This is a genomic window from Pseudomonas juntendi (assembly GCF_021560075.1).
Lineage (GTDB): Bacteria > Pseudomonadota > Gammaproteobacteria > Pseudomonadales > Pseudomonadaceae > Aquipseudomonas > Aquipseudomonas juntendi.
Map to the genome: position 1 here is coordinate 2,360,844 of NZ_CP091088.1, position 19,214 is coordinate 2,380,057.

The 19,214-nt window shown below is 64.1% G+C and carries 19 protein-coding genes and 1 pseudogene; 13 read left to right on the forward strand and 7 right to left on the reverse strand.

Features of this window, described 5'->3' with window-relative positions:
* Positions 1-3: 3 nt before the first annotated feature.
* Complete coding sequence (locus L1P09_RS10870; protein ID WP_029887132.1) at positions 4-810, reverse strand: CSS-motif domain-containing protein; 807 nt, start codon at positions 808-810, stop codon at positions 4-6.
* Positions 811-1,050: 240 nt separating this feature from the next.
* Here L1P09_RS10870 and L1P09_RS10875 point away from each other — a divergent pair, with 240 nt between their 5' ends.
* Positions 1,051-3,123: a hybrid sensor histidine kinase/response regulator gene (locus L1P09_RS10875; protein WP_054903826.1), complete on the forward strand. Its 2,073-nt coding sequence runs from the start codon at positions 1,051-1,053 to the stop codon at positions 3,121-3,123.
* Positions 3,124-3,128: 5 nt separating this feature from the next.
* Here L1P09_RS10875 and L1P09_RS10880 read toward each other — a convergent pair.
* Both L1P09_RS10880 and L1P09_RS10885 read right to left on the reverse strand, forming a co-directional pair.
* Positions 3,129-4,744, reverse strand: a pseudogene (locus L1P09_RS10880) (ATP-binding protein).
* A 77-nt stretch (positions 4,745-4,821) separates the two neighbouring features.
* A complete protein-coding gene (locus L1P09_RS10885; protein ID WP_232892178.1) occupies positions 4,822-5,877 on the reverse strand; it encodes a tetratricopeptide repeat protein in 1,056 nt (351 codons plus the stop codon).
* A 168-nt stretch (positions 5,878-6,045) separates the two neighbouring features.
* Here L1P09_RS10885 and L1P09_RS10890 point away from each other — a divergent pair, with 168 nt between their 5' ends.
* The 12 genes from L1P09_RS10890 to L1P09_RS10945 all read left to right on the forward strand — a co-directional run bounded on the left by L1P09_RS10890 (position 6,046) and on the right by L1P09_RS10945 (position 15,493).
* The gene (locus L1P09_RS10890; protein ID WP_054903829.1) at positions 6,046-6,723 is read left to right on the forward strand and encodes a thermostable hemolysin; all 678 of its coding nucleotides are present in this window, start codon (positions 6,046-6,048) and stop codon (positions 6,721-6,723) included.
* Positions 6,713-8,164, forward strand: coding sequence for an AMP-binding protein (locus L1P09_RS10895; RefSeq protein ID WP_235768812.1), 1,452 nt, complete (start codon positions 6,713-6,715; stop codon positions 8,162-8,164). Before L1P09_RS10890 ends, L1P09_RS10895 begins: the two co-directional genes overlap by 11 nt.
* Before the next feature lie 8 nt (positions 8,165-8,172).
* Positions 8,173-8,853: a TenA family transcriptional regulator gene (locus L1P09_RS10900; protein ID WP_029887138.1), complete on the forward strand. Its 681-nt coding sequence runs from the start codon at positions 8,173-8,175 to the stop codon at positions 8,851-8,853.
* Entirely contained in the window at positions 8,840-9,646 is an 807-nt protein-coding gene (locus L1P09_RS10905) for an SDR family oxidoreductase (protein ID WP_054903831.1), read from the forward strand. Before L1P09_RS10900 ends, L1P09_RS10905 begins: the two co-directional genes overlap by 14 nt.
* A complete protein-coding gene (locus L1P09_RS10910; RefSeq protein ID WP_235768813.1) occupies positions 9,643-10,284 on the forward strand; it encodes a tetratricopeptide repeat protein in 642 nt (213 codons plus the stop codon). Before L1P09_RS10905 ends, L1P09_RS10910 begins: the two co-directional genes overlap by 4 nt.
* Positions 10,285-10,286: 2 nt before the next feature.
* Positions 10,287-10,949: a response regulator gene (locus tag L1P09_RS10915; protein WP_054903833.1), complete on the forward strand. Its 663-nt coding sequence runs from the start codon at positions 10,287-10,289 to the stop codon at positions 10,947-10,949.
* On the forward strand, positions 10,946-12,310 hold the full coding sequence (locus L1P09_RS10920) for a sensor histidine kinase (RefSeq protein ID WP_054903834.1): 1,365 nt from the start codon (positions 10,946-10,948) through the stop codon (positions 12,308-12,310). Before L1P09_RS10915 ends, L1P09_RS10920 begins: the two co-directional genes overlap by 4 nt.
* An 83-nt stretch (positions 12,311-12,393) precedes the next feature.
* Positions 12,394-12,936, forward strand: a complete 543-nt coding sequence (locus L1P09_RS10925) for a chalcone isomerase family protein (protein ID WP_235768814.1) — start codon at positions 12,394-12,396, stop codon at positions 12,934-12,936.
* 1 nt (position 12,937) lies between these two features.
* Positions 12,938-13,480, forward strand: coding sequence for a DUF3833 domain-containing protein (locus L1P09_RS10930; RefSeq protein WP_029887143.1), 543 nt, complete (start codon positions 12,938-12,940; stop codon positions 13,478-13,480).
* Entirely contained in the window at positions 13,477-13,782 is a 306-nt protein-coding gene (locus L1P09_RS10935) for a DUF6482 family protein (protein ID WP_054903835.1), read from the forward strand. Before L1P09_RS10930 ends, L1P09_RS10935 begins: the two co-directional genes overlap by 4 nt.
* Positions 13,783-13,790: 8 nt before the next feature.
* The gene (locus L1P09_RS10940) at positions 13,791-15,317 is read left to right on the forward strand and encodes a cryptochrome/photolyase family protein (RefSeq protein ID WP_235768954.1); all 1,527 of its coding nucleotides are present in this window, start codon (positions 13,791-13,793) and stop codon (positions 15,315-15,317) included.
* Entirely contained in the window at positions 15,314-15,493 is a 180-nt protein-coding gene (locus L1P09_RS10945) for a DUF2256 domain-containing protein (RefSeq protein ID WP_235768815.1), read from the forward strand. Before L1P09_RS10940 ends, L1P09_RS10945 begins: the two co-directional genes overlap by 4 nt.
* Here the strand turns inward: L1P09_RS10945 and L1P09_RS10950 are convergent.
* The 4 genes from L1P09_RS10950 to L1P09_RS10965 are packed head-to-tail and all read right to left on the reverse strand — an operon-like array spanning position 15,434 to position 19,212.
* Complete coding sequence (locus tag L1P09_RS10950) at positions 15,434-15,922, reverse strand: DUF2878 domain-containing protein (RefSeq protein ID WP_235768955.1); 489 nt, start codon at positions 15,920-15,922, stop codon at positions 15,434-15,436. The genes L1P09_RS10945 and L1P09_RS10950 overlap by 60 nt on opposite strands.
* A complete protein-coding gene (locus L1P09_RS10955) occupies positions 15,922-17,184 on the reverse strand; it encodes an SAM-dependent methyltransferase (RefSeq protein ID WP_054903836.1) in 1,263 nt (420 codons plus the stop codon). Before L1P09_RS10955 ends, L1P09_RS10950 begins: the two co-directional genes overlap by 1 nt.
* Positions 17,159-17,968, reverse strand: a complete 810-nt coding sequence (locus L1P09_RS10960; RefSeq protein WP_054903837.1) for a DUF1365 domain-containing protein — start codon at positions 17,966-17,968, stop codon at positions 17,159-17,161. The genes L1P09_RS10955 and L1P09_RS10960 overlap by 26 nt, the downstream gene beginning before the upstream one ends.
* Positions 17,965-19,212 (reverse strand): NAD(P)/FAD-dependent oxidoreductase, encoded by a 1,248-nt coding sequence (locus tag L1P09_RS10965; RefSeq protein WP_192439966.1) that lies wholly within the window; start codon positions 19,210-19,212, stop codon positions 17,965-17,967. The genes L1P09_RS10960 and L1P09_RS10965 overlap by 4 nt, the downstream gene beginning before the upstream one ends.
* Positions 19,213-19,214: the final 2 nt, after the last annotated feature.

A 19,214-nucleotide genomic window follows, 5' to 3' on the forward strand; every position in this document is an offset into this window, starting at 1 on the left:
CCGTCATGTCCCTTCGGCGGCGCGGCTACGCCTGTTCGCGCGCCCTTTCATCAGCGCCAGGAAAACCACCGAGGCGGTCAGAACCCCCACCAGTAGCAAGGAGGGCAGGGTCTGGCGCATCGACTGGCGAATCTCCCGCGCGGTGAAACCTTCGGCATAGCCGCCTACGACCCGATAGCCGTATTTCTGCGAAAGCATGCTGGTCGAAAACTCGTCCTGCGAGGGGCGTGCGCCGGCGCGGCTGTCGCCGCCACTCCACAGGTAGCGGTCGTCGAATTCCAGCAGCAGCGTCAACCCGTCCTGGAAAGCGTCCAGCTCGCTGCGAAGCTGGGAGGCATACGCCGTGACAATGACACCCTGGTTATTGTCGGCCGTATACAGGTTCACCAGCAGTTTGCGGCGGGTGTCTGCGAGCCCATAGGAAATCTCGACCTGGCGGCCAGACGTGGCAAATGCGGTCAAATCCTCCAGCGGGTCCGGCGTGGTACTGCAATAGGCCTGCTCGTCCTCTACCAGCGTGAGGGACCTGAGCATGGACAGGCTGGTGACATGATCCTGCAAGGTGTTCAGGGCGCTGGCACAAGGCTGCCCGGCCAGCGGTAGTGAACGCAACGCGGTTTCCTGCATGCGGTTGAATGCCTGATCGACACTGTAAACCGCTTCCTTCACGGAAACAGCCGCATTCTCCGCAAGTTTCGTTTGCAGTTGCAGGATCATCACCAGCAACCCGGATACCACGGGTACCAGCCCCACCACGATCAGCAACAGCAACTCCAGCATGCTACGCCCGGCGTTGACGATGTACGACATAGACCTATTGCGCCCCGCTGCAACGCTGTTCCAGTTGAACAGCCGAGCCCACAGCCTAGGTCTTCGATGGTCGTTCGGCTGTAGGCCGAAGAAAGCGCGCGTGACAGTAATTGCGCAAACCTGCGTAAGCCCTATCGGCCTGCCAGCCGGGCCAGCACCTTGAACTCCGCCATGGTGGGCCGAACGTGCTGTGCTAACTTCAATAGCATTACCCCCAGCCCCCTTGGCCATGCTGGAGCCATGACATTGGTCACCAAAAAATCATCACTTGGCCTTGAGCCACAGATCCGCCTTCAACCGCCTGCTGCCGCAGCCCGCAGGCCGGTTGACGACCGGATCGTGCAGCTGGACTGGAGCCGCACCTCGCTAGGGCCGCTGCCGCGCTGGCCGGCTTCGTTGCGCATCGCGGTGGATATGATGCACCTGTCGCCGTTCCCCTGTGCCGTGGTTTGGGGGCCAGACCTGACGGTGGTGCACAATGATGCCTACCGTGCATTGCGCGGCGGCGCTGCGGATGGGCTCGGCCAGGCGTTCGACACGCTGTGGCGCGAAATCTGGCCGACAGTGGGGCCGTGGGTTTTCAAGGCCCTGGAAGGGCAGTCGAACTTTGTCGAGGACCCTCCCTTGCGCATCGGCAGTGACCCGTGCGGCGAGCCACTGTGGTGCGCATTCGGTTACGCGCCCCTGCACGATGAGCAAGGCAATGTCGCGGGCTTTCTGCACACGGTGATCGAGACCACTGCCAGCGTCGAGGCACACCGGCATTGGCGCGAGCAGGCGCAAGGCTTCGAGCAGCAGATCGAGCGGCATGTGCTGGAGCACGAGCAGATCTGGCAGATGTCACGCGATGCGATGATGAGGGTTACCCCGGAGCTGAAGGTGCATGCCGCCAACCCCGCCTGGCACCGGGTGCTGGGTTGGGACGAACAGCAGATCCAGGGGGTGTCGGTACTGGAACTGGTCCACCCGGCAGATCGGACCGAGGTGCAGGTGGTGGTGTCGGCGTTACTGCAAGCCAGCAGCGCAGACCCGATCGAGACCCGCTTGCGGCACCGCGATGGGCATTACCATACCTTCCGCTGGAGCGCGCGCTTCGATGGGCGCTTGCTCACCGTAGTCGGCCAGGATATCAGTGAGGACCGCGAGGAGGCAGCGCGCCAGTCCGAAGCGCTGATGCGCAACACTGAACGGATGGAAGTCGTGGGGCAACTGGCCGGGGGCATGGGCCATGAGTTGAATAACCTGCTGTCTGGTATCGGCGGTAGCCTTGAGCTGCTCCAGCGCCGCCTCCAGGAGGGGCGCCCGGAGCGGATCGGTGCTTATGTGGATGTTGCCCGCGATTCGGTGATGCGGGCCATGGAGCTGACCCACCGTTTGCTGGCCTTTTCCCGCCACCAACCCTTGGCGCCGAAGCCGCTGGATTTCAACCGGCAGTTGCGCCTGTGCGAGCCGTTGTTGCGCAGGACCTTGGGTCCGGAGTTGTGCTTGCACTGGCAACTGGACGTCGCCCCGTGGGTGGTCAACCTGGATGTCACCCAGCTCGAAAATGCATTGATCAACCTGTGTACCAACGCCCGCGAGGCGTGCCTGGAGCGGGGCAATGTCACGATCCGCAGCGTCAACGAACGCTTGATCGCGGCGTTCCCGGACGAGAACGGGCTGCCGCCGGGTGACTATGTGGCCTTGCATGTCGAGGACGATGGCCACGGCATGTCGGCTGCGGAAATCGCCAAGGCGTTCGAGCCTTTTTTCACCACCAAGCCCATCGGCCGTGGCTCCGGCCTGGGGCTGTCGATGGTCTACGGTTTTGTCGGCCAGTCGGGGGGCTATGCGTGGATCGAGTCTGCGCCGAACCAGGGGACCAAGGTGTCGATGTTGTTCCCCAGAACGTTCGAGCCGCTTCCTGATGAGTGCAAACCGGTGCAAAGTACGCAACGCATGGCCCAGGGTGAGCGGCTGCTGCTGGTGGATGACGAACTCAATCTGCGCGCGGTGATGCGTGAATACCTGGTTGAGCGCGGTTTCCAGGTGGTTGACGCAAGCGACGCCAATACCGCATTGGAGCGGTTTCGCCATGACGGTCCGTTCGACCTGGTGATCACCGATATCGGTTTGCCGGGAGGCTTCAGCGGGCGCCAGGTGGCCAAGGCCATGCGCATGCAACTGCCGCAGCAGAACATCCTGTTCATCACGGGCTATGCGGGGCAACCGGTGGAGCCCCAGTTGCTCGAACAGCCTGGCACAGCGTTGATGAACAAGCCGTTTTCGCTGGCAGACCTGGCAGACCAGGCGTTGCGCATGCTTGAACAGTGAGCCCCTCAGGGTTGGCCAAGGATCATGGCCACCTGTTCCTGCAGCTGTCGCAGTTCGAATGGCTTGCAGATCAGGTGCATATCGCACCCCAGAAAGCCCTCGCGCGCCATCGCGGTTTCCGCGTAGCCGGTAATGAACAGCACCGGTAACCGGGGGCGCAAGCTACGTGCAATCTCCGCCAGTTGCCGACCGTTCATGCCGGGTAAACCTACGTCGCTGATCAGCAGGTCGATGGGTTGCGAGGCGCGTAGCATCTCAAGCCCCTCCTCGGCGTTGGCCGCACTCAGGCACGTGAAGCCATTGTCACGCAGGGCCTGGCACAGCAGTTCGCGAACATGCAGGTCGTCCTCGACCAACAGCACCCGGTGGCCGTGTGTGGCTTGCGCAGTTACCAACGGTTGGGCGGGCGAGGGTGCCTGGTCGATGTGACGCGGCAGGTACAGGTCTACCCGCGTGCCCTTGCCAATTTGGCTGTGCAGGGTGACATGGCCATGGGATTGCTTGCTGAACCCGTACACCATCGACAAGCCCAGGCCGATGCCTTGGCTGGTCGCTTTGGTGCTGAAGAAGGGTTCGAATGCGTGCTCCAGTGTACTTGGCGCCATGCCCTGGCCGTTATCGATCACGCTCAGGCGCAGGTAATCGCCGGCGGTGAGGGGCCATCGGCCATGGGGCTGCTGTAGATAGGCTGATTGGTTGCCTCGATCCGCAGCAGGCCACCGCTGGGCATGGCTTCACAGGCATTGAGGATCAGATTGTCGAGGGCCTCGCGCAACTGCTGGTCGTCAGCTTCCGCGTTCCACAGGCCTTTGGCGATGCTCACCTGCAACTTTATCGCAGGCTTGAGTTGAGCCTTCAGCTGCTTGGTCTGCAACAGGGTGTGCAGGTTGACGCATCGGCTGTGCAACGACTGCCTACATGAGAAGGCCAGCAGACGATGGGTCAGGCGGGCGGCGCGTGACACCGCTTCGCGGCCCAGGCGCAACACGCCGTCCAGGCCGTCGGCGCGGCCTTGCTTGAGGCGCCGGTCTATCAGCTCGAAACTGCCGCCAATACTGGTGAGCAGGTTGTTGAAATCGTGGGCCACGCCGCCAGCGAGTTGGCCGATAGCTTCCATCTTGCGCGCCTGGAAGCGGGCCTGGGCGTAGCGCTCCGCCGGCTCATCAGGCTGGGCGAGCCCGTTATCCAGCCGCTGCTGCAGGTTTTTGAGCTGGTCGCGGGTCAGGTATTGCCGACGCCTGTGGCGCAGCGCGGACTGGGTCATGTGCAGCAGTTGGTCGTCGCAGAAAGGGGGCACCAGCAGGATAAGGTTGCCGACCGGGTGATTGTGCACGCGGCTGGCCGACCATGCACCCTGGGTCACCAGCACGATGGGCAGATCCGACCAGTGCGGTTGCTGGTCGATAAAGGCCTGCAGCAGGGCACTAGGGCCTGCGTTGAACACCTGCTCGGCGATGATCGCCAGGCCGGCGCCTTCTGCCAGGCGCGCATGCAGGTGCGCCAGGTCGGTGGCACACAGGCAATTGATGCCGGCCGCCGACAGCAGGTGCGAGGTTTGCGCCGCCAACGGCGGTGGGGCGAGGATCAACGCACGTTCATCCAGCGCCAACGAACTGGCCAAGGCAATTCTCCTGCAGAGTGGCCTGATAACCACTGGACCCTGGGCACGGGCTCAGGGTTCAACAGGTTTCAGGCAGACTAGAGGCCTTGCTGCAGAGCGGGGTCATCCGGGTTTTGCTGCTCCAGCTCGGCCAGCAGCACCTGCACGTTCTGAAGTTGGCCGGATTCTTTCCAGTACTGGATCAGCAACACCCGCGCGCGACGGTTGGCCTGTTGCTGGCTGAGCACGGTTTCCAGCTGCTTCTGCGCCGCATCAAGTTGCTCCAGCGCATGCAGGGTGACCGCCAGGGTATAGCGGTAATCGACGTTGTCCGGGTCCAGTTCAACCGCGCGGGACAGTGCCAGCAAGGCGTACTCACGTTGCTGGTGGCGGATCAGCCAGCGCCCCAGCTGGTATTGCAGGAAGGCCGAGTCCGGGCTCAGGGCCAATGCCTTGCCGAGCACCTGGCGTGAGGCATCGTGTTGGCCTTGACGTTCCAGCAGGCGCACCTGGGTGGCTAGCGCATCGAGGTTGCCTGGGGCGACGGTCAGTGCACGTTGCAGGGCTACCGCAGCTTGGGTGTAGTCATTTTCGTGCATGTACAAGCGCGCCAGGTGCACTTGCGCGTCTGCTTCCTCGGGTTGTTGCGCCAGCGCTTGCTGGTATTGCTCCAGGGCCGCCTGCAGCGGGCCGAAATACAGGCCTATGTCATCCGGGGAAAGGCCAAGCAAGGCGTCCACGGCAGCGAAGCGCACGCTTTGGTCGTCATCGTCCAGCAGCGGGCCAAGCACCAGGCTGCGCTGCGCCGCAGGCAGCAGCCGGCGGATACCTGCGATGGCGGCACGGCGCACCAGTGGCTCGGCGTGTTCCAGGTCTTGCCGGGCGATTTTCAAGGCCAGTGGCGAAGGGTAGTTGGGCAGCTCGGCGTACAGGGCTGCGCGCCGGATCGCGGGCAAGTCGGTGCGTTGCAACTGCTGGTAGAGCACCCTGGCAGCGCCAGGCCGACCGTCGTGGGCCTGGCGCAGGGCCTTGGCATAGCTATGCGCCGGCAAGGTCGGCTGGGCTGACGGAGTATCGCGCCACAGGTACCCGAACAGGGCCGATACCAGGATCAACAGCAGCACGGCGATCAGGTAGCGGTTGCGTCTGGGCATCGGGGGGTCCATGGCGGCAAGAAGGGCTGAGCTTGGGCCAGGCGGTAGATAAAAGCAACGGCTTGGCTATCGACCGTTCGGTTTCCGGGCGTTTGTTCTGCCGGCTTCAGATTCCCTTCAGATTCGTCACTGATACTTCGCCCAACCCATTAATCAGGGGGGAGTCCCATGACCCATACCCTTTGGAGCCACCTGCTCCCATTGCCGATAGGCACCCATGCAGCGCATCACGGCTGTTTGTCCCTGCATCTGCCGGACGACCCTGACCGGGAGGCGCTCGAGCAGTTCATTCATCGCTGTTTCGCTGAAGTTCACCACGCCGATGTACACCATTACCTGCCCGAGTTGCTGGCCTTGCGTGATAGCCACGGGCACTTGATCGCGGCGGCGGGTCTGCGCCCGGCCAGCAGTGGGCCGCTGTTTCTCGAGCGTTACCTGGACGTGCCCCTGGAAACCGCGGTTGCCCGCCTGACCAGCCTGCCCGTTGCCCGCGAGTGCATGGTCGAGGTCGGCAACCTGGCGTCGCTGAGCGCTGGCAGCGCACGCATCATGATCACCGCCGTGACCTGGCTGCTTGCCACCCGTGGGCTGAAGTGGGTGGCGTTCACCGGTGCCTCCACCTTGATCAACAGTTTCCAGCGCCTGGGCCTGGCACCTACCGTGCTGGCGCAGGCCGACCCGGCACGCCTGGACGAGCCCGTTGCGCAATGGGGCAGCTATTACGCCCAGCATCCGCAGGTGTACGCGGGTGAAATCGGCCAAGGCTTCGACTTGCTGCGTAGCGCTGGTGTGTTTCGCCGCCTGGGCTTTCCGGTGCTGGACGAGGAGACCGGCCATGCCGCTTGAACTTGAACGTTTCTGGCAGGCATTGCTGGCCCATGGTGACGCGCCCGCGCTGGAAGGGGCCAGTGCACGCTACACCTACAAGCAGCTGCTTGCCGAGGTGCTACAGCGTGCCGAGGCCCTGCGCCAGCGTCAGGCCGGTGTGCTGGTGCTGGGGCTGGATAACGGTCCCGAACTGCTGTTGTGGGACCTGGCCGCGCTGGTCTCGGGGCGCGCCTGCGTGACGGTGCCCACCTTCTTCAGCCCAACCCAGTTGGAGCATTGCCTGCAACAGAGCGGGGCCAGCCTGGTGCTCGGCCCGCCCACCTGGGAGAGCTTGCTCGGGCGGTTGGGTTTCGTCGACCAGCAAGGCTTCTGGTCGCGGCCAGCGCTGCCTGCGGTGGCCCTGCCTGAAGGTACCGCCAAGGTCACCTACACCTCTGGCAGTACCGGCAACCCCAAAGGCGTGTGCCTGAGCGCGCAGGCCATGTTGCGGGTCGCACACGAACTGGAACAGGCCAGCCGGCCTACGCAGCCTCGGCGCTACCTCGCTGTGCTTCCGCTGGGCGTGTTGCTGGAGAACCTGGGCGTTTACGCCGCCTTGCTGGCAGGGGCCAGTGTCATGCTGTACCCACAGGCCCAGCTGGGCATGGGGGGGGCCAGCCAGGTCGATTTCAAGCGGCTGCTCGGGGCCATCGCCTTGAGCGGCGCACAAAGCCTGATTCTGGTTCCGCAACTGCTGCTGGGGCTGGTCACGGCAATCGAGCGCGGGCTGATGGGGGTTGGCATGCTGCGTTTCGTTGCGGTGGGTGGCGCCCGTGTGGCGCCCAGCCTGCTGGCGCGGGCCGAGGCCGTAGGCTTGCCGGTATTCGAGGGCTACGGGCTGTCGGAATGTGCCTCTGTGGTGGCGCTGAACCGCCCCGGTGCGGTGCGCCCGGGCAGTGTCGGCCGGCCATTGCCGCATGTGCAGGTGCGTATTGCCGAAGACGGTGAAGTGCTGGTTGCCGGGACCCTGCTGCTTGGCTATCTGGGCGACACGCCCAGCCAAACCGCGTGGTGGGCCACCGGCGACCTGGGCTTTTTCGATGATGAAGGCTACCTGCACCTGAACGGGCGCAAGAAACACCAGTTCATCACCAGCTTCGGGCGCAACGTCAACCCTGAATGGGTAGAAGCCGAGCTGACCCAGAGCGGGGTGATCGCCCAGGCGTTCGTTCATGGCGAGGGCATGCCGCGCAACGTGGCGTTGCTCTGGCCGCTCGCCCCGGGCACCACGGACGCGGCTATCGAGCAGGCCGTGCAGCACAGTAATGCCAGTTTGCCCGACTACGCCAGGGTGCATGCCTGGCGGCGTTTGCCAGCGCCATTCTCGGTCGCCGAGCACACCCTGACCGCCAATGGCCGCCCACGCCGTGAGGCGATCCTGCAGCGTTATCAATCCTTGTTGTCCGACATTCCGTCATGAGGTCTACCATGTCATTTTTCGACACCCTGCAGCTGCAAACCAGCCACGAACGTCAGGCTTTGTTCGCGGTGCCGGTCATTCGCGAGGCGCTGGCCGGCCAGGTAAGCCGGGCCAGTTACATCGCCTTCCTCACCCAGGCCTATTACCACGTGCGCCATACCGTGCCGCTGATGATGGCGTGCGGCGCTCGGCTGCCGGCGCGGCTGGAGTGGTTGCGCGGCGCGGTGTGCGAGTACATCCAGGAGGAGTACGGCCACGAGCAGTGGATCCTCAACGATATCAAGGCCTGTGGCGGTGACTGGGAGGCGGTACGCGACGGCAGGCCTGCCTTGCCCATCGAGTTGATGGTTGCCTATCTGTACGACCTTATCGCACGGGGCAACCCGGTGGGGTTGTTCGGCATGGTCAACGTGCTGGAGGGCACCAGCATCGCCCTGGCCACCCATGCTGCCGGGGCGATCCAGAGCACCCTCGGGTTGCCCAACCAGGCCTTCAGCTACCTCAGTTCCCACGGCGCGCTGGACCAGGACCACATGGTCACCTACAAAAGCCTGATGGATCGGCTGGACGACGTGGCCGACCAGCAGGCGGTGCTGCACGCCGCCAAGGTGGTGTACCAGCTGTATACCGCCATGTTCGAAGGTTTGCCACGCACTGAGCATGCCGAGGTGCAGCATGCGCTTGCATGAGTCGGTGGTGGTGCTGACCGGGGCCAGTGGCGGCATCGGCCTGGAACTGGCCGAGCAATTGTGTGCAGCCGGTGCCCGGGTCCTGGCGGTAAGCCGGCACATGGGCAAGCTGGCGGGGCTGATGAACCGCTACCCTGAGCGCCTGCGTTGGCAAACGGCCGACCTGCGTACGCCGACCGGGCGTGAACAGGTGGTCAGCCGCGCCCGTGAAATGGGCGGGGTCAATGTGCTGATCAATGCCGCCGGTGTGAACCGTTTTGCCTTGCTGGACCAGCTGGACGAGTACGCGCTGGATGAATTGCTCGACATCAACATCAAGGCGCCCCTGCATCTGACCCGTGCCTGCCTGCCCCTGCTGCGCGAGCAACCCAAGGCGCTGGTGGTGAATGTCGGTTCCACTTACGGCTCGATCGGCTACCCCGGCTACGCCACCTACTGTGCCAGCAAGTTCGCCCTGCGCGGTTTTTCCGAGGCGTTGCGCCGTGAGTTGGCCGATACCACGGTGAATGTGCTGTATGCCGCCCCGCGGGCCACCCGCACCACCATGAACAGCAGCGCCGCCACCGCGCTCAACCAGGCGCTGAAGGTCGGCATGGACGACCCGGCCGATGTCGCCCGCGCCGTGCTCGTAGCCGTCCAGTCGGAGCGCAGCGAGCTGTACCTGGGGTGGCCGGAAAAGCTCTTCGTACGCATCAACGGCATGTTGCCAGGGGTGGTCGACCGTGCCCTGCGCAAGCAATTGCCTGTCATTCGCCGCTACATTGGCGGCCATATCAAGGAGTCGAGCAAATGAAGCGACTGGCCTTCGTCAGCCTGCTGGCGTTCACCCCGTTCACCTGGGCACTGGATCCAGCCGGAAACCAGCAGCTCAGCGCGCTGCAACAGCGTTGGGCACAAATCCAGTATCAGACGCCCAAGGCCCAGCGTGCCGATGCTTTCGAGAAGTTGTCCGGTGAGGCGGCGGCATTCGTCAGGCAGCACCCCGGCACCCCCGAGCCGCTGATCTGGGAAGGCATCATCAACAGCAGCTGGGCTGGCGCCGTGGGTGGGCTCGGTGCGCTGGGCAAGGTCAAGTCAGCCAAGGCCAGCCTGGAGCAGGCCATCAAGCTGGACCCTGATGCCCTGCAGGGCTCGGCCTATACCAGCCTTGGCACGCTTTACGACCAGGTGCCGGGCTGGCCGATAGGGTTCGGTGACGGCGACAAGGCGGACAAGCTGTTGCGCGAAGCCCTGAAGATCAACCCCAACGGCATCGACAGCAACTATTTCTGGGCCGACCACTTGTACCGGCAAAAGCGCTACGCTGAAGCCACTGCTGCCTTGCAAAAGGCCATGCAGGCGCCGCCGCGGCCGGGGCGTGAGCTGGCGGACCAAGGCCGGCGGGCGGATATCGCGGCTTTACTCAAGGCAATCAAGGACAAACAGGACTGAACATGCGGCTACTGCTGGTTGAGGACGATACCGCACTGGGGGAGGGGATCTGCGATGGCTTGCGCCAGGAGGGTTATACACTCGACTGGTTGCGCGACGGCCAGAATGGGGTGCACGCGCTGCTGCATGAAACATTCGACCTGGCCATCCTGGACCTGGGCTTGCCGCGCCTGGATGGCATCGAGGTACTTCGGCGCGTGAGAGGCGCTGGCAATAGCTTGCCGGTACTGATCCTCACCGCGCGGGACGCCCTGGATGATCGCATCGCCGGGCTGGATGCTGGCGCTGACGACTACCTGATCAAGCCGTTCGACCTCAACGAGCTGAAGGCCCGCTTGCGGGCTTTGCTCAGGCGCAGCGCCGGGCGTGCCAAAGTATTGATCGAGCATGCGGGGGTCATGCTCGACCCCGCTACCCAGCAGGTGCATTACCAAGGGCTGGAAGTGATATTGACCCCCAAGGAGTACCGCTTGCTGCATGAATTGCTGGCCCAGCCGGGCAAGGTGTTCACCCGTGAACGCCTGACCCAGCTGCTGTATGGCTGGGATGAAGAGCCCGAGAGCAATACCCTGGAAGTGCACATCTACCACCTGCGCAAAAAGCTCAACAACGGCCTGATCCGCACGGTGCGGGGCATTGGCTACCTGGTCGAGGGCAAGGCATGACCTCGTTGCGGCGAAGGACGTTGTGGCGGGTCATGCTGCTGTTGCTGCTGGGGACAGGCCTGCTGACGCTGTACAACTATCATGACAGTCGCCATGAGATCAACGAAGTGTACGACGCCCACCTGGCGCAGAATGCCCGCCTGCTGCAGGGGGTCATGAGCCTGCCGGTCCAGGGCGGCTCGCGCGAGGCCATGTACCAGGCGTTCAACGACGCCTTGGCCCAGGCCGGCCACCACCGGGTTGGCCACCCCTACGAGAGCAAGCTGGCATTCCAGGTATGGGGTGAGGGGGGCGTCTTGCTGGTGCATACACCCAGTGCCCCGCAGCTGTCGCTGCCGCCGTCCGAACCCGGGTTCTACGACTTTTCCAGTGGTGACCGGCAATGGCGCGGCTTCGTGTTACCGGTGCCGGAAAAGCACTGGGTCATCTGGGTGGGTGAACGCGATGATGTGCGCTACGACCTGATCGACCGGATCGTGCGCCATACCTTGTTCCCCTTCCTGCTCGGCAGCCTGGCCCTGGTGTTGCTGGTATGGGTCGCGATCGGCTGGGGGCTGCGCCCCTTGCAGAACATGGCCACGGTCATTCGCGCGCGCCACGCCGATTCACTCGAACCCTTGCGCCTGGCGCCATTGCCCTCGGAGCTGGAACCCATGCAAGCGGCCATCAACCGCCTGCTGGCGCAGATCGAAGACATGCTGCGGCGCGAGCACCGCTTCATTGCCGACGCCGCCCATGAAATGCGCACGCCGCTGGCGGTGTTGCGCCTGCATGCCCAGAACGCACTCGAGGCCGCGAGCGAGGCCGAACGGCGCAAGGCGCTGGGCTTTCTGATTGGCGGTGTGGACCGGCTGACCCGGGTGGTCAACCAGTTGCTGACCCTGGCCCGTGTCGAGCCGCGCCTGGGCCAGCACGCCGCGGTCAAGGTCGACCTGGGTGAGGTGGTCACCGACACCATGGCCGAGCTGACTCCCTGGATACTCGACCGCGGCCTGGAGCCATCGCTGGATATCGGTGAGGGTGATCACCACCTGGGCATCGACGCCGGTGCGTTGACCATCGCGTTCCAGAACCTGGTTTCCAACGCCGTCGAGCACTCGCCCCCGGGAGGGCGCATCAGCGTACTGCTCAGGCGCCGGGAAAACCGTTTCGAGCTGATCGTGGAGGATGAAGGCCCAGGTATCGAGCCGGCTGACATAGCGCGCGTGTTCGAGCGCTTCTACAGCCGTAACAGCCCCAACGGTGCCGGGCTGGGGCTGTCCATTGTCGCCACCATCATTGACCGCCTGGGCGGGCATGTTCACCTTGAGAACCGACCGAGCGGGGGCTTGGCAGCAACCCTGCGGCTGCCTTTTAACTGATACAAAAAGCTGTACATTGAGGGTGACAAACCTGTACAACATGCTATGTTTGTACAATATTAGTCATGGCAGCCGAGGCCAGCATGGCAGTCCCAGCCCGATTCACATCCCTGTGTCTGTTGCTGACCGCTCTGGCCACGGCGGCTGTGGCGGACTGGCGCTCGGATGTGCCGGCCGCACAACGGCTGGGAGAAGGCGATTTCAGCTGGTGGGGCCTGCGTTTGTACAGTGCGCGGCTGTGGGCTGCCGGCCCCGTGCAGCGCTGGGATGAGCCGTTCGCGCTGGAGCTGCGTTACCACCGCTCGCTGTCCAGAGACACTTTGGTCGAAGCCAGCTTTGCAGAAATGCGCAGGCTCGACGGGGGCAGCATGACGGCGCAACGCAGCGCGCAACTGACCGCGCTGCTGCAACAGGCATTCGTTGACGTGCACCCTGGCATGCGCATCACGGGTGTTTACCTGCCGGGCCAAGGCTGCCGTTTTTACGTTGACGGCAAACTCAGCCGCGAAATCACCGACCCTGTCTTTGCCCGGGCATTCTTCGCCATCTGGCTCGGCCCGAATGCCAGGGACCCACAATTACGGCAGCGCTTGCTTGGGCTGGCCGGCACCGATGGAGAGCCGTGACATGAACGTTGGCAAAGCGCTGTTACTGGTTGGCTGCCTGCTGTTGGGCAGTTGCGGCAACGTGGGGGTCGAGCATTATGCCGGTGAGCAACCCAAGCTCGACCTGGCGGCGTTCTTCTCCCGGCCGGTTCAGGCCTGGGGCATGTTCCAGAAGCGTTCCGGCGAGGTGGTCAAGCGGTTTCATGTGCGCATTGACAGCCGCCGGGAAGGTGAGCGGCTGATTCTCGACGAGCACTTCGTGTACAGCGACGGCACGCGCCAGCAGCGCACTTGGACCTTGGTGCCGGACGGGCCTGGGCGCTGGCGGGGCACGGCCGGCGACGTGATCGGCGAGGCCCGCGGCGAAGTGGCGGGCAATGCGCTGCGCTGGCGTTACCGGCTGGACTTGCCGGTGGACGGCAAGCACTGGGAGGTGGACCTGGACGACTGGATGTACCTGATGGATGACGACACGCTGATCAACCGCTCGAGCATGAGCAAACTAGGTGTGGAGATCGGCCAGATCACGCTGTTCTTCCGCCGCCTGCCGGAGGCTACGCCATGAACCTGAATGCATTGGCCCAGCACGTGGATGCTGGCGAAATCGAAGAGCTTGAAGTGCTGTCGCTGGAAGGCGGCTTCTACGTTTTGCGTGCCATCACCGCAACCGGCCCGGTTACCCTGAGCGATGCACAAGGGCAGCCTGTGCGGCTGCGCTCCACCACCGAACTGCGCGATTTGCTGGCCGACATGGCCGAGGTGCCATGCGTGCTGGTGCAGCAGTCGGTGCATGATGAGATGTGCGGGCAACGTGACGGCCCCATTGTACCGTTGCGGGTGCCGATTACCCTGGCCAGCCAGTGGTAGGCCGCCCCGTGCGCCTGGGCCTGGTGCTGGGTGACCAGTTGTCGCTGGAGCTGCCAAGCCTGAAGGCACTGAACCCTGCCCAGGACGCTATCCTGATGGCAGAGGTGGAGGGCGAAGCGCGCTATGTGCCCCATCACCCGCAAAAGATCGTGCTCGTTTTCAGCGCCATGCGCCACTTTGCCCAGGCGCTGCGCGAGCGCGGCTGGCAAGTGCACTACGTACCGATCGATGACAGCGACAACAGCGGCACCATCGTCGGTGAGCTGCGCCGCTGGCGAGAACGGCTTGGCGCGGCGCAGATCGACCTCACCGAATGTGGCGAGTGGCGGCTCGAGCACGCGTTGCGCGAGTCCGGGCTGCCCTTGACGTGGCACCGCGACACCCGCTTTCTGTGCTCGCGTGAGGCCTTCGCGCGCTGGGCCGAGGGTCGCCGGCAACTGCGCATGGAGCATTTCTATCGCGGTATGCGCAAGCGGTGCGGCCTGCTGCTGGAGCTCGATGGCAGCCCTGCCGGGGGCACTTGGAACTTCGACAGTGAAAACCGTAAACCACTGCCTCGCTACCTGGGCGCTCCGTTCGCGGCGCGCTTTACGCCCGATGCCATTACCCTGGCGGTGATGGCGCTGGTACGCCAGCGCTTCGGCGACCACTACGGCGAGATAGACGGGTTCGAGTACCCCGTCACCCATCAGCAGGCGCTTGAACTGTGGCAGCACTTTCTCGACTTCGGTCTGGCGGCATTCGGTGACTACCAGGACGCCATGGCCGAAGGTGAGCCGTATCTTTTCCATTCACGCATCAGCGCGGCCCTGAACATCGGCTTGCTCGATGTGCGGCAGTTGTGCGAAGACGTGCAACAGGCCTGGCGCGAAGGCAGGGTGCCGCTGAACGCCGCCGAAGGCTTCATCCGCCAACTGATCGGTTGGCGTGAATATGTCCGCGGCGTGTATTGGCTGCGCATGCCCGACTACGCCACATTGAACCACTTCGGCAACGCCCGCGCCTTGCCCGAGTTCTACTGGACCGGTAACACCCGCATGCGCTGCATGGCGCAAGCGATAGGGCAAACGCTGCGGCTTGGGTACGCGCACCACGTGCAGCGGCTGATGGTGACCGGCAACTTTGCGCTGTTGGCAGGCATCGCGCCTGCCGCCATCTGTGAATGGTACCTGGCGGTTTACATCGATGCGTTCGACTGGGTCGAACTGCCCAACACGCTTGGCATGGTGATGCATGCCGACGGTGGCTACCTGGGCTCCAAACCGTATTGCGCCAGCGGGCGCTACATCCAGCGGATGTCCGACCACTGCAAGGCCTGCAGCTATCGGGTAGACAAGGTGGTGGAAGCCGATGCCTGCCCGTTCAATGCGCTGTACTGGCATTTTCTTATGCGCCACCGTCAACGCCTGTCGGCCAACCCGCGCCTGGCAATGGTCTACCGCAACCTCGACCGCATGGCTGCCGCGCGCCGTGATGGTGTGTGGCAACGTGGAGAGCAGTTGCTCGCCGAGCTGGATGCAGGCAGGCCGCTGTGAAGAAGCAAAACCTGCCAAGCAAGCTGTGCGTGGTGTGTGGCCGGCCATTCGCCTGGCGCAAGCGCTGGGCGCGTTGCTGGGACGAGGTGTGTTATTGTTCCGAGCGCTGTCGCCGATCAGCGCCACGCGGCCAGGCGCACCAGCAAGGGCAGGGCCAAGGCCCAGATCGGCACTAGAATCAGGGTGGTTGCCAAAGGCCCCAGGGGCAGCGTGACATCGGCCAGCCTCGCGCCGCCCAGATACGCCAGGGGGCCGGCAACCGCGCCGACCACGGCACCGCGCAAAAACGGCCGGCCTGCCCAGGCCAGGCTATGGCGCAAACCGCTGGCCAGCACCAACCACATCGATGCCAGCCACAAGGGTAACGGCCAGGCATGAAAATCAAATACGCCAAAACTGCCTAGCAGGCTGTCCAGCAGGCAGCCAACCAGGGTTACGCGTAACAGCGCCCAAGCTTCTGCCCGCGGCTGTGTGCATGTCCACAGGTGTAGCGCCAGGCCCACAGGTACCAGCACCAGCACCCAAGGTGTGCTGGCGCCCCATATGCACAACCACCAGCCCAATTGCAGCCACAGCGCATTGGCAACCTGGCCGCGGGTAACCATCACGCCGGTACAGGCAGCGGCGCGCGACGCGCGTTCGGCGCCGCCCACAACAGCTGCGCCACGCCAATGGCACGCTCCTCGAAACCGCCCTGGCAGTAGCACAGATAAAACTCCCACAGGCGCTGGAACGTCTCGTCATAACCCAACGCCGCGAGCGCGGCGCGCGACTGCTTCAGATTGTCGTGCCAGTGCCGCAGCGTCAGGGCATAGTCGACACCGAAATCCTCCATGTGAACCAGGTTCAGCGCTGTCTGGCGGCTGGCCGTATCGACCAGCACGCTGAGCGAGGGCAGGGCGCCGCCGGGGAAAATATAGCGCTGGATGAAGTCCACCGAGCGCCGTGCCTGAGCATAGCGCTGGTCGCGAATGGTGATCGCCTGGATCAGCATCAGGCCATCGGGCTTGAGCAACGCTCCACACTGGCGGAAGTACGTGGGCAGGTAACGGTGGCCTACAGCCTCGATCATCTCGATCGACACCAGCTTGTCGAATGTGCCGCGCAGGTCGCGGTAGTCCTCCTGCAGCACCGTGATCTGCCGCTCCAGCCCCAGGTCTTTGACCCGTTGCAGGGTATGGCTGTATTGCGCCTGGGACAGGGTGGTGGTGGTGACCCGGCAACCATGATGGCTGGCCGCATGGATGGCAAGGCTGCCCCAGCCAGTGCCGATCTCCAGCAGGTGGTCTTCCGGGCCCAGTTCAAGCTTTTCGCAGATGCGTTGCAGCTTGCGAAGCTGGGCCTGTTCAAGGGGTTGGTCGGGGTGCTCGAACTGGGCAGCCGAGTACATCATGGTCGGGTCCAGCAGCTGTTCGAACAATGCGTTGCCCAAGTCATAATGGGCCAGTATGTTGCGTCGCGCACCGCGCCTGCTGTTGCGGTTGAGCCGGTGCAGCAGGCGCAGGGCAGGCCGGCCCAACCGCGCCAGGCCCCCTTCGAGGGCGTCGAGCACCTCGAGGTTGGCGACGAACAACCGCGTGACCAGGGCCAGGTCCGGGCTGCGCCAGTAACCATGGATATAGCCCTCACCGGCACCGATCGAACCATTGCTCGCCAGCAGGTTCCAGGCAGCATCATCGAGAATTTCCACCTCCGCCTGCAGGGCACTGGCGGCATCACCGAAGGCCCATTGTTGACCATGGCAGAGCACACGCAGGTGGCCATGGCGCAACTTGCCCAGTTGTGCCAGCACAGCGTTGCGCGCCAGCGCGCCCAACCAAGGGGCGATGCCTGCTGACTTGCTAACGCTCAGGGTGGGATTGGACATGATCGGAGTCCTCGCAAGGTTGGCCAAGTGCCAGGTCGCCCTGGCTGGCGGTGTGGTCGTGAATAGGCGTGCGCTTGCAGAACAGGCGCAGGGCTTGCCAGTAGATGCCCGTCAGGGTGCGCAGGCTCATCCAGGGGAAGGCCAGGATGTAGCGGTGCAAGGCGGGACGGTCCAAGGGTTGGCGCCGTAGTGCCAGGTCGGCTTCGAAGACCTTGTGGCCGCTTTGCCAGTTTTCCATGTGGATGCGCACCCGGCTCTCGTCGAGGTGGAAGCGCAAGCGGTAGTCCATGTCCAGCGGCATGAACGGCGACACGTGAAAGGCCTTGTTCACCGCGAACGGCTGCGCCAGCCCGCCCTGTACGGGCAGCACATAGTGGAAGCGCTCTCGCCAAGGGGTGTTGCGTACTTCCAGCAGGATTGCCGCCAGGTGCCCATCGCGGTCGTGGCAGAAGTAGAAACTCACCGGGTTGAACGCCAGTCCCCAGCAACGCAGCTGGGTCAGCAGGCGTACCGGCCCTTCCGGCACCTGGCCCGTGGCTCGGCCCACCAACCGCCGCGCGGCGCCGGCCAGCGATTGCCCTTGGCCGGTAAAGGCCGGCAGGTAATCGGTTTCACGGAAGCTCAGCGGCGCCAGGCGCGAGCGCCGTAACCAGCGCGACAGGGTCATCAGCCAGGCTTGCTCGTCCAGGTCCAGGTAGAACATGCCGACTTGGTAGCGGAAGGCGTGCGGCCGCGGGCTCAGGCGCCGGTGGCTGAGCCAGCCCAGGCACAGACCGCTGTTCATAGCTGTTCCCCGAAATGGCTGGCCACCTGCAGCGCGCTGGTGACGCCGTCCTCGTGAAAGCCGTTGCCCCAGTAGGCCCCGCAGAAATAGCTGTGCTGACTGCCTTGCAGCTGCGCATGCCGGGCCTGTGCGGCCAGCGCCGCCAGGCTGTATTGCGGGTGGGCGTAACTGAAGCGGGCGATGATCTGGGCGGGGTCGATCAGGGCGGTCTGGTTCAGGCTCACGCAGAACGTCACCGGCGCCTGCAGGCCTTGCAGGATATTCATGTTGTAGGTCAGCGCGGCCGGTGCCTGACCGTCGCCGGCCAGGCGGTAGTTCCAACTGGCCCAGGCTCTGCGCCGGCGGGGCAGCAGGCGGGTGTCGGTGTGCAGCACCACATCATTGTCGGCGTAGCCGATGGCGCCCAGTACTGCCTGCTCCTGTGTACTCGGTGCCTGCAGCAGGGCAAGGGCTTGGTCGCTGTGACAGGCGAATACCACTTTGTCGAAGCGCTCGGTGCCGGCAGCGCTGTGCAGGGTCACCCCATCCTGGTCTCGGTCGACCCGGTGAACCTTGCAGTCAAGCCGTACCTGTTCGGCAAACCGCCGGCTCAGCGGGCCGATATAGCTGCGTGAACCACCTTCTATCACCCGCCATTGCGGCCGCTTATTGACCGACAGCAGGCCGTGGTTGCGGCAAAAGCGCACGAAGAACTGCAACGGAAAAGCCAGCATGTCGGCCCGGGACATCGACCAGATCGCGGAGCCCATGGGCACCACGTAGTGATCGACAAAACGTTGCCCGTAGCCTTGCGCCTGAAGATAGCTGCCCAGCGTGGTGTGATCGTCTATTCGCCCTGCATCCAGGTCGGCGATAGCCTGCCGGTTGAAGCGCAGGATTTCGCGCAGCATCCCCCAGAAACCCGGTGACAGCAGGTTGCTGCGTTGTGCGAACAGGGTGTCGAGGCTATGACCGTTGTATTCCAGGCCGCTGAGCGGGTCGTTTACGGAGAAGCTCATCTGCGTGGGTTGTGAGCCCACATCCAGTTGCTCGAGCAAACGAATGAAGTTCGGGTAGGTCCAGTCGTTGAACACGATGAAGCCAGTATCGATGGCATAGCGCTCGCCTGCCCAGTCCACGTCCACGGTGTGGGTGTGGCCGCCGACCCAGCTCGCGGCTTCGAACACCGTGACCGCGTGGCGACGGGAGAGCAGGTAGGCACAGGTGAGGCCGGCAATGCCGCTTCCAATAATGGCGATGCGCATGG

Excerpts from the sequence above, each read along its gene's own strand:
- L1P09_RS10875 (WP_054903826.1), top strand. The coding sequence starts at position 1,051 with ATGACATTGGTCACCAAAAAATCATCACTTGGCCTTGAGCCACAGATC.
- L1P09_RS10935 (WP_054903835.1), top strand. The coding sequence starts at position 13,477 with ATGAACCTGAATGCATTGGCCCAGCACGTGGATGCTGGCGAAATCGAA.
- L1P09_RS10885 (WP_232892178.1), bottom strand. The coding sequence starts at position 5,877 with ATGCCCAGACGCAACCGCTACCTGATCGCCGTGCTGCTGTTGATCCTG.
- L1P09_RS10895 (WP_235768812.1), top strand. The coding sequence starts at position 6,713 with ATGCCGCTTGAACTTGAACGTTTCTGGCAGGCATTGCTGGCCCATGGT.
- L1P09_RS10870 (WP_029887132.1), bottom strand. The coding sequence starts at position 810 with ATGTCGTACATCGTCAACGCCGGGCGTAGCATGCTGGAGTTGCTGTTG.
- L1P09_RS10905 (WP_054903831.1), top strand. The coding sequence starts at position 8,840 with ATGCGCTTGCATGAGTCGGTGGTGGTGCTGACCGGGGCCAGTGGCGGC.
- L1P09_RS10910 (WP_235768813.1), top strand. The coding sequence starts at position 9,643 with ATGAAGCGACTGGCCTTCGTCAGCCTGCTGGCGTTCACCCCGTTCACC.
- L1P09_RS10930 (WP_029887143.1), top strand. The coding sequence starts at position 12,938 with ATGAACGTTGGCAAAGCGCTGTTACTGGTTGGCTGCCTGCTGTTGGGC.
- L1P09_RS10960 (WP_054903837.1), bottom strand. The coding sequence starts at position 17,968 with ATGAACAGCGGTCTGTGCCTGGGCTGGCTCAGCCACCGGCGCCTGAGC.
- L1P09_RS10890 (WP_054903829.1), top strand. The coding sequence starts at position 6,046 with ATGACCCATACCCTTTGGAGCCACCTGCTCCCATTGCCGATAGGCACC.
- L1P09_RS10965 (WP_192439966.1), bottom strand. The coding sequence starts at position 19,212 with ATGCGCATCGCCATTATTGGAAGCGGCATTGCCGGCCTCACCTGTGCC.
- L1P09_RS10955 (WP_054903836.1), bottom strand. The coding sequence starts at position 17,184 with ATGTCCAATCCCACCCTGAGCGTTAGCAAGTCAGCAGGCATCGCCCCT.
- L1P09_RS10950 (WP_235768955.1), bottom strand. The coding sequence starts at position 15,922 with ATGGTTACCCGCGGCCAGGTTGCCAATGCGCTGTGGCTGCAATTGGGC.
- L1P09_RS10925 (WP_235768814.1), top strand. The coding sequence starts at position 12,394 with ATGGCAGTCCCAGCCCGATTCACATCCCTGTGTCTGTTGCTGACCGCT.
- L1P09_RS10920 (WP_054903834.1), top strand. The coding sequence starts at position 10,946 with ATGACCTCGTTGCGGCGAAGGACGTTGTGGCGGGTCATGCTGCTGTTG.
- L1P09_RS10900 (WP_029887138.1), top strand. The coding sequence starts at position 8,173 with ATGTCATTTTTCGACACCCTGCAGCTGCAAACCAGCCACGAACGTCAG.
- L1P09_RS10915 (WP_054903833.1), top strand. The coding sequence starts at position 10,287 with ATGCGGCTACTGCTGGTTGAGGACGATACCGCACTGGGGGAGGGGATC.